The organism is Bradyrhizobium sp. 149 (assembly GCF_023073915.1).
Lineage (GTDB): Bacteria > Pseudomonadota > Alphaproteobacteria > Rhizobiales > Xanthobacteraceae > Bradyrhizobium.
The window spans coordinates 279,343-293,239 of the sequence record NZ_JADPKK010000023.1 but is presented as its reverse complement, the minus strand read 5'-3'; the positions used below and the strand labels follow the sequence as shown (position 1 = coordinate 293,239).

13 protein-coding genes and 1 pseudogene are annotated in these 13,897 nt (G+C 63.2%); 8 read left to right on the top strand and 6 right to left on the bottom strand.

Features of this window, described 5'->3' with window-relative positions:
• Positions 1–137: 137 nt before the first annotated feature.
• Both IVA88_RS29145 and IVA88_RS29140 read left to right on the top strand, forming a co-directional pair.
• Positions 138–668, top strand: coding sequence for a GcrA family cell cycle regulator (locus IVA88_RS29145; protein WP_247500646.1), 531 nt, complete (start codon positions 138–140; stop codon positions 666–668).
• A gap of 47 nt (positions 669–715) precedes the next feature.
• Positions 716–1,291 (top strand): hypothetical protein, encoded by a 576-nt coding sequence (locus tag IVA88_RS29140; RefSeq protein WP_247500645.1) that lies wholly within the window; start codon positions 716–718, stop codon positions 1,289–1,291.
• A 46-nt stretch (positions 1,292–1,337) separates the two neighbouring features.
• Here the strand turns inward: IVA88_RS29140 and IVA88_RS29135 are convergent, their stop codons facing one another.
• Positions 1,338–1,694 (bottom strand): hypothetical protein, encoded by a 357-nt coding sequence (locus tag IVA88_RS29135; protein WP_247500644.1) that lies wholly within the window; start codon positions 1,692–1,694, stop codon positions 1,338–1,340.
• Between the two features lie 730 nt (positions 1,695–2,424).
• Here IVA88_RS29135 and IVA88_RS29130 point away from each other — a divergent pair.
• Together IVA88_RS29130 and IVA88_RS29125 are read left to right on the top strand one after the other, a co-directional pair.
• A complete protein-coding gene (locus IVA88_RS29130) occupies positions 2,425–2,610 on the top strand; it encodes a hypothetical protein (RefSeq protein ID WP_247500643.1) in 186 nt (61 codons plus the stop codon).
• A gap of 145 nt (positions 2,611–2,755) precedes the next feature.
• Entirely contained in the window at positions 2,756–3,097 is a 342-nt protein-coding gene (locus IVA88_RS29125) for a phasin (RefSeq protein ID WP_247500642.1), read from the top strand.
• A gap of 193 nt (positions 3,098–3,290) precedes the next feature.
• Here the strand turns inward: IVA88_RS29125 and IVA88_RS29120 are convergent.
• The 3 genes and pseudogenes from IVA88_RS29120 to IVA88_RS29110 all read right to left on the bottom strand — a co-directional run bounded on the left by IVA88_RS29120 (position 3,291) and on the right by IVA88_RS29110 (position 6,679).
• Positions 3,291–3,609 (bottom strand): annotated as a pseudogene (locus IVA88_RS29120) (cytochrome c).
• 289 nt (positions 3,610–3,898) lie between these two features.
• Positions 3,899–4,729, bottom strand: coding sequence for an alpha/beta hydrolase (locus tag IVA88_RS29115; protein ID WP_247500641.1), 831 nt, complete (start codon positions 4,727–4,729; stop codon positions 3,899–3,901).
• A 153-nt stretch (positions 4,730–4,882) separates the two neighbouring features.
• A complete protein-coding gene (locus IVA88_RS29110; protein WP_247500640.1) occupies positions 4,883–6,679 on the bottom strand; it encodes a POTRA domain-containing protein in 1,797 nt (598 codons plus the stop codon).
• A 130-nt stretch (positions 6,680–6,809) separates the two neighbouring features.
• On the opposite strand from IVA88_RS29110, the gene IVA88_RS29105 reads away from it, so the two are divergent.
• Complete coding sequence (locus IVA88_RS29105; RefSeq protein ID WP_247500639.1) at positions 6,810–8,036, top strand: FecR family protein; 1,227 nt, start codon at positions 6,810–6,812, stop codon at positions 8,034–8,036.
• Between the two features lie 56 nt (positions 8,037–8,092).
• On the top strand, positions 8,093–10,834 hold the full coding sequence (locus IVA88_RS29100) for an EAL domain-containing protein (protein ID WP_247500638.1): 2,742 nt from the start codon (positions 8,093–8,095) through the stop codon (positions 10,832–10,834).
• A gap of 98 nt (positions 10,835–10,932) precedes the next feature.
• Here the strand turns inward: IVA88_RS29100 and IVA88_RS29095 are convergent, their stop codons facing one another.
• Complete coding sequence (locus tag IVA88_RS29095) at positions 10,933–11,217, bottom strand: hypothetical protein (protein ID WP_247500637.1); 285 nt, start codon at positions 11,215–11,217, stop codon at positions 10,933–10,935.
• A 243-nt stretch (positions 11,218–11,460) separates the two neighbouring features.
• Between IVA88_RS29095 and rocF the strand changes: the two genes are divergently transcribed.
• Positions 11,461–12,438 (top strand): arginase, encoded by a 978-nt coding sequence (gene rocF / locus IVA88_RS29090; protein WP_247500636.1) that lies wholly within the window; start codon positions 11,461–11,463, stop codon positions 12,436–12,438.
• 526 nt (positions 12,439–12,964) lie between these two features.
• Positions 12,965–13,303, top strand: coding sequence for a hypothetical protein (locus IVA88_RS29085; protein WP_247500635.1), 339 nt, complete (start codon positions 12,965–12,967; stop codon positions 13,301–13,303).
• A gap of 189 nt (positions 13,304–13,492) precedes the next feature.
• On the opposite strand, the gene IVA88_RS29080 is transcribed toward IVA88_RS29085, so the two are convergent.
• Complete coding sequence (locus IVA88_RS29080; protein ID WP_247500634.1) at positions 13,493–13,897, bottom strand: hypothetical protein; 405 nt, start codon at positions 13,895–13,897, stop codon at positions 13,493–13,495.

Sequence of the window (13,897 nt, the reverse complement as noted above, 5' to 3'; positions counted from 1 at the left end):
CCTCTTATAATCCGAAATTCGGAATTGATGCAATTATGAATATCAGAATTATCGCTTGACTCTGACTTCGGAATACCGGAATGTACACGACGCCTTGCGATCGTGCGATCGGAGGAGGCGCATCACAGGATAGCAGCATGGAACCGGGCCATTGGCCGTCGGAGCACTCCGACGCGCTTCGCGACTATTTTTTCAAGGGAATGTCTCATGCGGAGATCGGAAGACAGATTAACGCAAGGTTTGGAACGGCTTACACGCGCAACGCCGTGGCCGGCCGCGCCAAGCGGCTCGGCTTGATCGTGCAGGTGCGGACGACGAGTCCGTCGATCGTGCCGGTGTTGCCGTCTGGAGCCTGTCTTATCCTCCCGCACCGTCCCGCGTTACTGAACCTGCCGCCGAAATCCGCGATGAAGCCTGCCGCGCCGGTCAAATTGCGCTGCGTCGGCGTCCAGCCGCGCCTGATCCCGTTGGTCCGGCTCGCTCGCGACGACTGTCACTATCCGTATGGCGGCGACAAGGAAGGAGAGGAGATTACCTTCTGCGGCCATCCGCGCGAGCCGGGCTCGAGCTATTGCGCGCCGCATGTGCGCCTGACGCGCCGCTCCGGAGCTGGGGCCGCCGCCCGCGTCGCTAGTCCCGTCGTGCTGAGGCTGGTCTTCGCCGCCTGACTTGGCGACCGCCCGTTCAATCCTCAATTTCGCAAGGAGTTATCCGAGTGGCACGTGTCCGACGCAGCAGGTCCTACAAATTGGCGAATGTCCACGACCGACGCTCGCTCGAGATACCGTTCAATGCGGAAGTGGCGGAAGTCGAGGTCGACAACCCGCTGGCGCTCGACCCCGGAGAGAAGATCATGGCTGTGCGTTCGATCCGCAGCGATCCGCTCGGCCGACTGCACGCGCACCATCAGATCGACGAGGCGCAATATCGCGGCGGGCGCGCCTTCCAGAACGATTGGGAGAGGGCCGAGCGAGGCCCTCAGGCGATGGATCCGACTCGCGAATATGTCGATGGCGCGCGCACGCGCGAGCCGGTCACCGAGAGCCAGCGCCAGGCGGTGCTGCGGCTGAACCGGGTCGAACGCGAACTCGGCACCGACGGCGCCGCCCTGGTGCACGACGTGTTGGTGCTGGGCCTGACCATGGACGAGATCGGCCAGCGTCGCGCCGTCCGAACGCAGCGCTGGAACGACTATTTTGCCCGGCGTTTTCGTGAATGCCTGGACCGCCTGGCGCTGATCTATGGCTTTGCGACGGAAACGGGGACGAAGCGTGCAGGGCATTGCAGATGACAACGGCGCGCCTGCGGCCTCGACCGCGGGCGCGCCAGCCTGCTGCTTAGGGATGCGGTAGGATCTGGTAGGGCGTGGTATAGGGCTCGACGCGCAGCGAAGCGTCGGCCAAGAGCCCGATCCTAGCGGTCGGTGCCTGCTGCAATTCCCCGTTCGAACCGCGATGCACGTTGTATTGCCAGACGGTGAGATCGCCCTTCTGCGCCAGGGCGTGTGCAACGGCGCTGGCATCGTTGCCGCCGAGCGCCTGAAGCTCCTCCGCCGACAATCCGACGACGATTTCGTCCTTGATGGTGACGATCTTGAACAGGTTCATCCGGGTTTCCTGCGCCCATGCGCCTTGTGTCGAGAGGGTGAGAAGCGCGACTGCGGCGCCCTTGATGAGATCGCAGCGAGAAAGCATGCCGTCGTCCTTTGGTGCTGAGGAGCGCCCGAATCGATCAGTCCGGCGCCCGTGATCTGCGTGAATGTTCCGCCACCGCTTTGTCGTTTTCTCCTCAACAACGGTTCACGGTCAGAAACAAATGCGGCCGATCAACCCTGATGCGATGAGGCGCGTCCAGGTCCTACAGTTCGAGGGGGCGCGTTTGGATGAAATCCAGCGTCATGGTTCGCCTTCACGTCTCTTGGTGCAGCAGACAGCGCTGTGGCTGCCGATCCCCATAGTACCAGATCGGCGTTCATTTCGCCGACGATACAACCGCCGAAGTCGGACTCAACAATTACGTGTATACGCTGAAGAAGCATTCATTCGCACCCGCCAATGTCCATCCATTCACATCCGAAACGCAGCGCCGATTGACAGCGATCAAGGCCGCGTGCCTGGTTGATGACGCTTCCTGACGCAGGTGGGTGACGGCGGGCCATATTCCTGTTATCCGGAATTGCCGTAGCGCGATGCAGACGAAGCATCGCTACGCCAACTGTTGGGCTTGCCGGAGGGGTTGTTCCTTGGCATAGTTACAACCTGTTCGCTTGAGCCCGTCCGTTTGGACATGTAGCTCAGCGTGCTAACACGCCGGGCTCCCCCGGCCGAAAGCTCGCCGTCGCCATGGCATCCCGTTATGGCATTCGGTTCTCAGTTGGGACTTCGACGACGGATCACGAAGGCCGATGCTTGTCATAGGTGCGAGATGAAAAACCTCAATTTCGCGGCTCAACTGCACCTCAAGCTCGGCGCGCCGGCAAGCGGTACGGTCGAAAGCCTGCGCCTGCTTCGGGCGTTTCTGAAGCTCGCGCCCCGGCAGCGTTTCGAGGTCATCAAGCTTGTCGAAGACCTCGCCACCGAAGAAGCCCTTCCCGAACACCCCCTGTCCTGAGCCGGACCGCGCGCCGGCCTTACACGCCTTACCCTTCGTTTTCCTGCCAGAGACGGCCGCCGGGGCGACGTTTGCCCCAGGTTGGACGCTGGAAGGCGATCCGGCAAGTGTGGTATTCAGTTCAGAAAAAGGGAGGAGTGCGACCATGATCGAACCGAAGCTCGAAGTTCCGGCCGAACTGCGCGACCTGGCCGAGAAGACGATTGACCAGGCGGAAAAGGCATTCGGAATGTTTTTCGAAGCCGCCACCAAATCGATGACGACCGTTCCGGGCGCGGGGGCAGACGTGTCGAGGCAGGCGCTCGCTTTCACCGAGCAGAACATGAAGTCGGCGTTCGAGCATGCTCGCAAGCTCGTCCATGCCACCGACCTTCAGGAGGCGATGCGAATCCAATCGGATTTCCTGCGCAGCCAGTTCACCAGTGCCGGAGATCACATGCGCCAGATGACCGGCAGTCTCATGCAACCGGGGAAGGGCAAGTCCTGATACTCGGTGTGTTCACGGCGCGTCACAGATTAGACTTGCGCGGCGTGAAGATACGCACGTCGATGCTGGTCCAGGTCATGATTGGCCGCCGAATGGACCTCATTCGACGGCCATCATCCTTTCTGCTGATCCCTGTCGGTTCTCCGGCACGGATTTGCATTTGTTGCAGGTGTCTTGACCGGCCGGCGCTCTGCTAACGCAGCGACGCGATGTGGGTCGCGATGTCGCCGGCTTCGGTCCGACTCAAGGGGAAATTCGGCATCTTCGGGTGCGGGTCCAGCAGGAAAAAGGCGAGCCGCTCCGAACTGAAGTCAGGCCTGCGCGCAACGGACGCGAAAGGAGGGGACGTCGGCGCTCGCCTGGGTCTGGCCGTTCGCCACGACATGGCGAGTGGCGCACTAACGCCTCGCAGGGTTGGCGCCGTGATCGGCATCGGCGGCGACAGCGGACGACGTGCCCAAGCTCGAGGCCACTGCAAGCAGCAGGCAGATTCGTCTCGAATGCCGGTGCATAGGGCAACCCTGTGTGTTGGCTCGCGACGTCGTGCTCATCCGCAACACGAACCCGGAAACTGCGAGAGGTCGACGCGGGCGATGATCGACCGCAGCAGATTGCGGGCCGAACGGTAGAGATGCCGGGCAAATCTCGGCGTCCTTGCCGCGGGCAGGCCAAAGCTTGTCCTAGCGGGTCTTTTCGTATCAAGGCTTTCGATGGAGTGCGACACGTGCCTCTCCGAGATGGCGAAGCCCTTTCTATCGTGGCCGGCCGGCGGCAGCCCTGATCTGCCGCAAAGGGGCCAGCCTAATAGTCGCCGGGGTTCATGATCATCGGGCTACGTGTATCGGCCGGCGCGAGCGCGCTGCTGGCGCTGTCGCGCAGGAAGCGGTCGAGTGTCTCCTGGATCTTCTGCTTGACCGCATCGGGACCGCGATCGCTCATCTCGGTATGCTGTGCGCCAGTGTGGATAATGTCGATGCCGCGCGCCTTGGCCTCTTCCGGTGTTGGCAGTACGCCGGGATCGGTTACGAAATGCGGATCCTTCGAGCGGAACGACAAGATCTTCATGTTGTCGCTAAGCACGAAAGGCACCCGTAGATTGTCGAGCGTGATCACTTTCGACACCAGTTCCGGGTGCTGATGGGCGACATACATCGAAACGTCGCCACCGTTGGAATGCCCGACAAGCGTGATGTGGTCATAGTCGGCGTTCTCTTGCCGCCTCTTCAACTCGCCCAAGGCGAAGAGGATGTTGGCCTCGCAGCGGATATAGACCTCGCGCCGGCCGACATATTGCTGGCCAGCCTGGGTCATCAGCGGCGGATCGCTCGGCAGGTCCTGCTGGATGCTGGCGACGAGATAACCGCGTGCGGCGAGCACGTTGGCGAGGAAGGAATATTCGGTAGCCTTGACGGTGTTGCCGTTGCTGATGATGGCGAGCGGGAGCTTCCAGAGGCCGAGATTGGCCTTGGTCTCGTAATCGCGCCGTACCGCGATTTCGACCGCAATCGGCCGCTGGCGCGCGGCGTCGAACAGGGTCAAAACCTCATGGCGGATCGCGAACCGGCTGACGACGAAATACTGGCCGACGCCGAGGACGCAAAGAAACGCCAGAACTGCAAACACCCTTTTCATTGTTCCGTCTCAAATCACTTCTGAGTGACATGGTCATTGGGAACTCCCGGATCGAGCGATCGTGAGCAGGTTACGGGATTAAATTTAGGCAAGTCTGTGAGCCGCGCCCCAAAAGAGCCGCATGCCCGGGGCCATAGCGCGAAGGGCGAGGGTTTACAGACAGCCGCCCTTGCCGCGTTCGGAGCAGAGCCGCAGCGCGCTGGACAGAGTAAACAGGAAGCGGGGGCTGCGGCGGTCGTTGTCGGGCGCCCGGTAGCTCAGGGGGACGGCCACGCCGAGATCGGCCTGGAAATCGTCCGGCAGGAAGAACCGCACGCCAGCTCCGGCCGAGGTCAGCGACAGGCCGTCGCTCAGGCGGTAACGGTCGTTCCAGACGGCGCCGGCGTCGCCGAAGGCATAGAGCTGATAGCCGGTCCAGTAGCGGTAGTTGAGTTTCTGGTCGAAGCGCAGTTCGAGAGAGCCGGCAAGACCGTTGTCCCCGCTGATCTCTGCTGCGCCATAGCCGCGCCCGAAGGCAGCGCCACCGAGATAGAATTGCTGCGAGGTGAACAGCGGCCGTGACGCCGTCTGGCTCGCAGCGGAAAGCTTGAGCGACCAGACGTCGTTGAGCGTCTGGTAGCGCGTGAACCAGAGGTTTAGCACCGAGAAGTTCGATGACGCGCCATCGCGCGACAAAAGATCGTCGTCGAAATGCGAGGCACCGAAGATGTCGAGGCCCTGGCGGTAGGTCAGCGTCGCGAAATTGGTGCCACCGAAATGGTCCTGAAGCCGGTAATCAGCGGTCAGGCTCGCGGTCCTGATGTGGTCGTTGTACCAGGCGCCGTAAAGGTCATGCTCGGACACGTTGCTGAAGGTCGTCGCCGCGGTCAGGGTCAGCGAGGAGGATTGCGACTGCAATGGGACGATGCTGGCACGCAGCTCGAATGCCTCGGTCGTGGTGATGTCGCTGTCGAGGCGGCGTGCATCGCCCGGTCTAACCGCGCTGTACAGGACGGACCCGCCGAGACGCACACCGTCGGCACCGACCGGTGCATCGTAGGACAGCCGTGCGAAGCCAAGCTGGCGGGGGTCGTTGGCGATGGTCGACAGATTGACCGCCAGCGTGTCGCCGGGCGTGAGATAGGAGTTGAACGCGCCGGTCGCATAGGTCTGCCACGGACCGACTGATGATGAGCCGAGATTGTCCAGACCGAACGACGAGAAGACGTGCCAGGTCTTCAAATGGACAATGAGGCGGAATCGGCCCGTTGCAGTGCCGATCTCCTCCAGTGCGATATCGGTGATCCGGACGCCAGGTCTGCCGTTGACGAGAAACAGCTGACGTTCCAGCGTTACCAGGCGCGACGGTTGCTCGGCCAGAACCGGCCCAAGCATCGGTCTCACGCCGAACTGCTCGGCGCCGTCGCCTTTCAGCTCGGCCTCCAAGATGGCGCCTTCGACCACCTGGATCCGGACGCGTCCGTCCGCAATATCCTGCGGCGGCACGATCGCACGGCTCAAGTGAAAACCATCGGCGCGGTAGAGATCGCTGATCGCGCCGGCGATCGCGGCGAGATCGGCCTGCGAAACCTTCTTGCCGACATAGGGCTGGTAGACAGCGGCGATGCGATCGGGGGATACGGCCCGGGCTCCAGTGACATCGACGCCGCGCAGCACGAATTGAGGCTTGGTATCGCCGCCGGTGTTGGGCTGGCCGACTGTCGGCAGCCTGACCGGAGGGCGGCTCAGCGATTCCCGCTCGGTTTGGTTTTCAAAATATTTCTCGGGTTGGCGCGGATCGAAGCCCGGCTGGTTCGCCTGTTGTGCGAAAGCCTGAGGAACTCCCGCAAAGATCGGCGCCAACAGCACCAGTGTGGCAAGGAGATACCGCTTCTCGACGCGCGCAGCGCGCCTGTCCCCGTAGTTTGACGGAGAAGTGCCCGTGCGACGGTAAGAGCTCGTTAGCGACATGATTTTTCATAGTTTTTTATGGTCAATGAACCGTTAACGCGACCGCTCCGCTCGCCGCTTCCTGATAATTCTATGTTGAGGCATTTCGGATACCCCTCAGGACCGGCTGTAACGCGGACTGAGGATTGTCATGCTGGTCAAAATTGGAATGCGGTGCGCCTTCGCGGCTGCGCTGATCCTGGGAACGGTCTCCGGCGCATCCGCCGCGGACGATGGCGTCTGGTCGGTCGGCAGGGCCACGGGCGAGGTCTGGGTCGCCACCAGCGGCGCGCAGCAGGTATCATTGAACCAGCAGGAGGCGCTCAAGCCCGGCGATACCATTCGTACCGGACGGAACGGGCGCGTGCTGCTCGTCCGCGGCGAGGAAACCATACTGATCTCTCCCAATTCGGTGGTCGGCTTGCCGACGGAGAAGAAGGAGGGTCTCTCGACCACCATCATCCAGCAGGCAGGTTCGATCCTGCTCGAGGTCGAGAAGCGCAACGTCAAGCATTTCGAGGTCGAGACGCCCTATCTCGCCGCCGTGGTCAAGGGAACGCAGTTCAGCGTCACCGTGGATGCAGGCAGCACCAAGGTCGGCGTGCTCCGCGGCCAGGTTGAGGTCTCCGACTTCAAGACGGGACAGATCGCTCAGGTCCTGCCGGGGCAGGCCGCCACCGTCTTCGAGCACGGCAAGCCCGGCCTCTCTCTGAGCGGCTCCGGGACCTTCAATACGATCGAGCAAGGCAAGCCGCGCGCCTCGAGCATCGAGCGGATCCCCGTGCCGAAATCGGGCCTGTCCGCCCCGCGCAATGCCGCGAACGGCCATGCGATCCATGCGCTTGGTGCGACCGACAAGGGCACCAAGGCGGCGGGCGCGCCCAAGCAATCGCATCAGGCGGCCGGAGGTCACGCGGGCAAGTCTGGTGGGGCCAAGGCCGGCGTCGTGCGCATCTCGAACTCGCTCGGCGAGGTCAAGCTGAACGTCCACAAGGTCACGAATGGTCTCGCCCACGGCGCCGTTGCGCCCGGGCAGGTGCGCAACGCGAACAGCAGCACCGAAACCGTCTGGAGCGACAGCAAAGCGAGCACGACGGCATCCAACAGCACCGCCCAGAGCGCGGTGACGACAAGTGGCGTCGTAACGGCTGGCAGCAGCAGCTCGTCAAATCCAGGCGCCACGATCGCCGCTGCCGCCAACAACGGAAACGCTGGCAACAACGGCAACTCCGGCAACGGAAATTCCGGCAACGGCAACGGCAACGGCAACAGTAGTGCCACCGGTAACGGCAAGGGCAACAATGGTAACGGCAACGGCAATGGTGGCGGCAACGGCAGCAACGGTCACGGCAACGGATACGGCCACAACAAGCATTGAGGCTGTTGCCTAGGGGATGAGGGGCGCACCTGCAGAAGCGGGTGCAGGAGGATCGGGTGAAACGCTATCGGCCGCATATTCTTGTCGTGACTGCACTCGCGGTGGTGCTGTCCACGGGGTGGCACAGTACGCTTCGCAACGCGCTGACCGACCTCAGGTTCGCCTGGCAGTCGCGTGACGCCAGCGGCAATGTCGTCGTGGTCGCCATCGACGCGCCCTCGATCGACCAGATCGGGGTATGGCCTTGGCCGCGCCGCCTGCATGCCGAACTGTTGCACAGGCTCGAGGCGGCGAGGGCGCAGGACATCGCCTTCGACGTCGATTTCAGCTCGCCATCGGATCCTGCCTCCGACGAGGCGTTCGTGAAGGCGCTACGCGAGGCCGGCGGCTCGACGATCCTGCCGTCCTTCAAGCAGCCGGCGCCGAATGGCGGCGCGGCTCACATCAATCGGCCGCAGAAGCCGTTCAGCAACCAGTCGTGGCCGGCACTCGTCAATGTCGCGATCGAATCCGACGGGCTGGTTCGCCGCTATCCGTTCGGCGAGAAGCTCGGCGATGCCCTGATGCCGTCGATGGCGGTCGTGCTGGCCGGGCAGGACGCCAATCGACGGCCGCCGTTCCTGATCGATTTCAGCATTCGGGCGACCTCCGTTCCGACGGTCTCCTATGCCGACGTGCTCCGCGGCGAAACCGCCACGCTCGACAAGCTGAGAGACAAGAAGATCATCATTGGTGCGACGGCGCTCGAACTCGGCGACCGGTTCAGCGTTCCAAATGGCCGCATCATCTCCGGACCCATCCTCCAGGCGCTGGCAGCGGAATCGATCCTCCAGAACCGGATGCTGCGCTGGACCTCCGATACCGGCATGATCCTGGGTCTGGCTGTGATCTGCCTGCTGATGGTGTATTCGTGGCGCCGCTTCGGACCCGGTGTTCGCGTCGCAATCCTGATCTCAGCCGGGGCGCTTTCCGAGCTGGTTGCGGTGCTCGTGCAGGCAAAATGGCCCTTCATCATCGACACATCGCTGTTCCATATCGCGATTGTCGCTTATCTGACGGCGATCGCACTCGACGAGATCGACTTCCGTGGTCTCCTGGGGCGCATCGCCGAAAGCCGCTTTCATCGTATCGCGATGTCGCTCGGCGATGGCCTGGTCTGCACCGACGAAGATCAGTCGATCACCGTGTGGAATCCCGGCGCCAGCGCGATCTTCGGCTATATGCCCGCAGAGATCATCGGCCGCCCGTTCGAAACGCTGTGCGCTGTCTCCGTGGACGGTGACGCGAGGCCGTCCATGCGCGACGCCGCACGCCAGGCACTCCTGGTCCCCGGCGGGGCGGTCGTCGTCGAGTTCGAAGGGCGGCGCAAGAACGGTGAAACTTTCCCGGTCGAGGCCAGCTTCTCGGGCTGGCAGGGAACGGACGGCTTCCAGTACGGAGCCATCCTGCGCGACATCTCGGTCCGCAAGCGCGAGGCCGAACGCGTCAGATATCTCGCCGAATACGACGCGCTGACCGGTCTTGCCAACCGCAACACGCTGCATGCCGGCCTGGCCGGCATGATCGCGGATGCGAGGCAGCACCCTTGCGAGGTCGCGCTGCTGGTGATCGGGCTCGACGGCTTCCAGAGCATCAACGACATGCTGGGCCATTCCGCCGGCGACCTCGTGCTGCAGGCGGTGGCTACTCGCCTGAAAGGCCAAGCGGGCGACGGCGCTATCGTTGCCCGGCTTAGCGGCGACGAATTCGCCATTGCACGCGAAGGCTCAGATGGTGCCGAGCCGATCGCGGAGTTTGCCGAACGAATTGCGCGCGCGTTCGAAGCGCCGCTTGCGACCGGGGCGCGGCAGCATCGCGTCAGGATCAGCATCGGCGTCGCCGTCTATCCGGCAGGCGGGTGCAACACGGACGAGCTCCTGAGCAACGGCCATCTCGCGCTGAGCAAGGCAAAGCTGACGCGCCGGGGCAGCCATGTGATCTTCGAGAGCGCGATCAGGCAGGAGCTGGAGAATCGGCTGACGCTGGAGAGTGAATTGGCGCTTGCCGCCGATCGCGGAGAGTTCGAGCTGTTCTACCAGCCCCAGGTTCGCCTGATCGACGCCAGCTTGGTCGGAGCGGAAGCGCTGATCCGTTGGCGGCACCCCGTGCGCGGCTACGTTTCGCCCGGGGAGTTCATGCCGGTGGTCAATAGCTCGGCCCTGTCCGAGCGGATCGGAAACTGGGTGATGGAGACCGCCTGCCGGCAGGCACGCGCCTGGGAATTGTCCGGCGACAGCGTGCGCGTCGCAATCAACCTGTCGCCCTCGCAGCTCCAGTCAGGCGATCTTGCGCATTCGGTTGCGGGGATGCTCGAAGCGACGGGGCTCACGCCGTCGCTGCTCGAGCTCGAGGTCACCGAGGACATCCTGCTTCACGACGAAGCCCGCGTGCTCGACATGTTCAAGCGCATCCAGCAGCTCGGCGTCCACGTCGTGTTCGACGATTTCGGCACTGGCTATGCGAGCCTGAGCTATTTGAAGAAGTTTCCGCTCGACGGGCTCAAGATCGACCGGTCGTTCGTGCTCGATCTGCTCGCGGATTCCGACGATGCCGCGATCGTCGGGTCGACCATCGGTCTCAGCAAGCAGCTCGGTCTCACGGTCGTGGCCGAAGGCATCGAGAACCGCGCGACGGCCGATTTCCTGGTGAGCATGGGATGCGAGCAAGGCCAGGGCTATTTCTTCGGCCGGCCGATGCCGGCGGAAGCATTCGAGCGGCAATTCGTCGCCTCCGAGCGCGCCGCAGTCAGTGCCGCCTGAACGGGCTCGCTTGGATCTCTAAAGCGCGATGCGCTTCAGGTCATTGTTTGAGCATGATCTTATCCGGAAAACCGCTTCGCACTTTTCCGGATCATGCTCTAGCGCCGACGCGCTATCGCGACGCCGAACAGGAAAGCAACGATCAGGCTGGCAAGCGGTGCTTCGCGCGTGATCGCGGCGACGGTCGCGAGGGGCCGGCCGGGCTTTCGCGCTTCCTCGATGGCGGAAGTCAAGCGGTCGACGGCTGCGTGCAGGCCACCTGCGACTTCACCGACGGTGCGGGATATGTCCGTTGCGGCGTCGATGGCACGCTCGGCCATGCCGGGATGGGACGTGGACTGCGGGATCTCCGTGCTCAAGCGCGCGACCTCCAGACTGATCATGTGACGGAGGCCGATACCTTTGGCTATCCGCGCGAGCGCTCGTTCTGAACAGCGGGTCAGATGACCTTTGGCTATCCGCGACAGGCGCCGTGGTGTTTACGGCGGGTACCGGCCTTGGATGAGCAATTCGGCGCGCGGGATTTTGTTCCGGGCTGATACGCCTCTGCGCGGACCTCCCCCGTGAAACGACGGATGCGAATCTCTGTTAGGCTGGCTCAATCTTGTTGATCTCGGGAGACAGCTGTGACCGACCGGACCACGACGGATCGAGCCCGGCGCATCGCCTTGCTCGGCGCTCCCATCGACATGGGGGCTTCGCAGCGCGGTACCCTGATGGGCCCTGCGGCGCTTCGCACCGCCGGCCTTGCGACATTGCTCGAGAGCCTGGATTTCGAGGTCGTCGATTACGGCGATCTCTCGGTGGCCGAGGTTCGCGACCTCGCAGACAGTCCCCCGGATAAAGCCAATCACTACCGCGAAATCCAGCGCTGGACGCGCCTGCTGAGCCGCAGAGGCTACGAGATCGCGAAAACCGGTGCGCTGCCGATCTTCCTCGGCGGCGATCACACGCTGTCGATGGGATCGGTGAATGCCATGGCCCGTCACTGGCAGGAGCGCGGACGCGAGCTGTTCGTGCTCTGGCTCGATGCCCATGCCGACTACAACACGCCGGAGACGACAATCACCGCCAACATGCACGGCATGTCGGCGGCATTCCTGTGCGGCGAACCCGGCCTCGACGGGTTGCTCGGCGATGATCCGCGCGCCTCGATCGGTCCCGACAGGCTCGACCTGTTCGGCGCGCGCTCAATCGACAAGCTCGAAAAGGAGTTGATGCGCACGCGCCGGATCAGGGTTGTCGACATGCGCCAGATCGACGAGTTCGGCGTCGCCGTGCTGATCCGCCGCGTCATCGAGCGCGTCAAGGCCAGCAACGGCGTGCTGCATGTCAGCTTCGATGTCGATTTTCTCGACCCCTGCGTCGCACCCGGCGTGGGCACGACGGTGCCGGGCGGAGCGACCTATCGCGAAGCGCACCTGATCATGGAGCTCCTGCACGATTCCGGCGTGGTCGGATCAGTCGACATCGTCGAGCTCAATCCGTTCCTCGACGAGCGTGGCCGCACCGCGCGCACCGCGGTCGAACTGATCGGCAGCCTGTTCGGCCAGCAGATCGCCGATCGGCCGACCCCGAGTAATGCGATCGCGCCGGGCGAGTAAGCCAGCGACTGACGAAGACGTGGGCTTCAATCAGCTAGGTGGGTCGCAGATTGCTGCCTGGCAGCTGCGACAGTGCCGTATCGATGGCGGAATGCAGTTCTGCCAGCACGCACCCCGCTGCGCGACAAAGTGCCCATAGCGGCCTTTGTCCAGCGGCGGAACAGATAGCCTGCATTCAGGCGTTCAAGTTAGGCGGCTTTTCGCTGGGAATCGCGTCGAGCTGCTTGGGCCAGACTCGGGTCCTCGCGTTTTCAAAATTGGACAGGAACATTCGCGCGATTGCCAAGTTTTCCCGGTGCCCTTCCCCAAGGGTGACCCCGCGGGCCCCAGCTCCAATGCCCCCCACTATCCCCCGCGAGCTGGGGCCTTTTTTCCATCCGGGGAGACTGGACATCGATCGTGCACGCAAATCCCGCTCTGTCGGGGTTAGAGGATCTGGCTCGAGCATGTCTTGTCAGCGAGATCGGCTGGAAGCCGCCGGAACTTTGCCGTTCCCGATGAGCAGGCGCGAACATAGGCGGAAACCATGAAATGGATGCTTGTGGTCCTCGTGGGTGGCGTCGCGCCCGTCAATACCGATCTCGTGTTCGACAAGTTCAGTGACTGCCTGTCCGCCGAGGAGCAAATGCGACAACATTACTCTGATGCGTTCGATGCCTGGGATCGTTTGGCCGCAGCACGAATTGGCCGGCGTGGGGACTACAAGAAGGCCCGCGATCTCGAGGCGAAAAGACTGCTGAGCAACGTAGGCACCTGTGTACCACACGGTGGTGGAGACGTTGTCGCGCCCGCGGAGCAGCCCAAGCCGCCCGCTGCATCCTCGCCGCAACCTGCTGCGCCCTCGCAGCCGTCGCCGCGAACTTAGCGGTAGCGTAAGGCCATAGCGGCGGCCGAGAGATGTCGGTCATTCGCCGCTGCCGGGTCAGGAGAAGCGCCGACACGACTTTCGACCGGCGCGATCCCTTCTTCGCAGCGGGTGAGCGAAACGCCGCATCTTATCGAAAAGGCCGCACTCATCGGAGCGCGGCCGCATTCGTGATGACGAGCGAAGCGCTCACCGGTGGTGATGATGCCAACGGTGCCGCACGACGGGATACGATCCACGGTAATAGGCGTAGGCGGGGCGCACGACGCGGCGATAGCGATAGCCGTAGGAAACGGGCTGCGTGTAATAGGTGGTTGTGGTGTATCCGCCGCCCCAACGATACGGTGCATCGTACGTGTCGTAAGCGTATGGGCCATCATAGTAACCGGCGCCGTAGTAGCCTGGACCATAGCCATAGCCGGGCCCCCATCCATACGCCGAGGAGGCAAGCCCGCCGATCACGGCACCTGCGACGAGGCCGCCGGCGATGCCCGGTCCCCAGCCTCGCCAATGGGCTTCAGCTGGAGACGTCGCAGCGATCGAGCTTAAGCCAAGAGCGCCGGCCATCAGGGCCGACATTGCGATTTTCTTCAT

Bases quoted from the DNA above. Each gene is read 5' to 3' on its own strand.
- IVA88_RS29145 (WP_247500646.1), top strand. From the start codon at position 138: ATGGAACCGGGCCATTGGCCGTCGGAGCACTCCGACGCGCTTCGCGAC.
- IVA88_RS29135 (WP_247500644.1), bottom strand. From the start codon at position 1,694: ATGCTTTCTCGCTGCGATCTCATCAAGGGCGCCGCAGTCGCGCTTCTC.
- IVA88_RS29130 (WP_247500643.1), top strand. From the start codon at position 2,425: ATGAAAAACCTCAATTTCGCGGCTCAACTGCACCTCAAGCTCGGCGCG.
- IVA88_RS29125 (WP_247500642.1), top strand. From the start codon at position 2,756: ATGATCGAACCGAAGCTCGAAGTTCCGGCCGAACTGCGCGACCTGGCC.
- IVA88_RS29115 (WP_247500641.1), bottom strand. From the start codon at position 4,729: ATGAAAAGGGTGTTTGCAGTTCTGGCGTTTCTTTGCGTCCTCGGCGTC.
- IVA88_RS29110 (WP_247500640.1), bottom strand. From the start codon at position 6,679: ATGTCGCTAACGAGCTCTTACCGTCGCACGGGCACTTCTCCGTCAAAC.
- IVA88_RS29105 (WP_247500639.1), top strand. From the start codon at position 6,810: ATGCTGGTCAAAATTGGAATGCGGTGCGCCTTCGCGGCTGCGCTGATC.
- IVA88_RS29095 (WP_247500637.1), bottom strand. From the start codon at position 11,217: ATGATCAGTCTGGAGGTCGCGCGCTTGAGCACGGAGATCCCGCAGTCC.
- IVA88_RS29085 (WP_247500635.1), top strand. From the start codon at position 12,965: ATGAAATGGATGCTTGTGGTCCTCGTGGGTGGCGTCGCGCCCGTCAAT.
- IVA88_RS29080 (WP_247500634.1), bottom strand. From the start codon at position 13,897: ATGAAGAAAATCGCAATGTCGGCCCTGATGGCCGGCGCTCTTGGCTTA.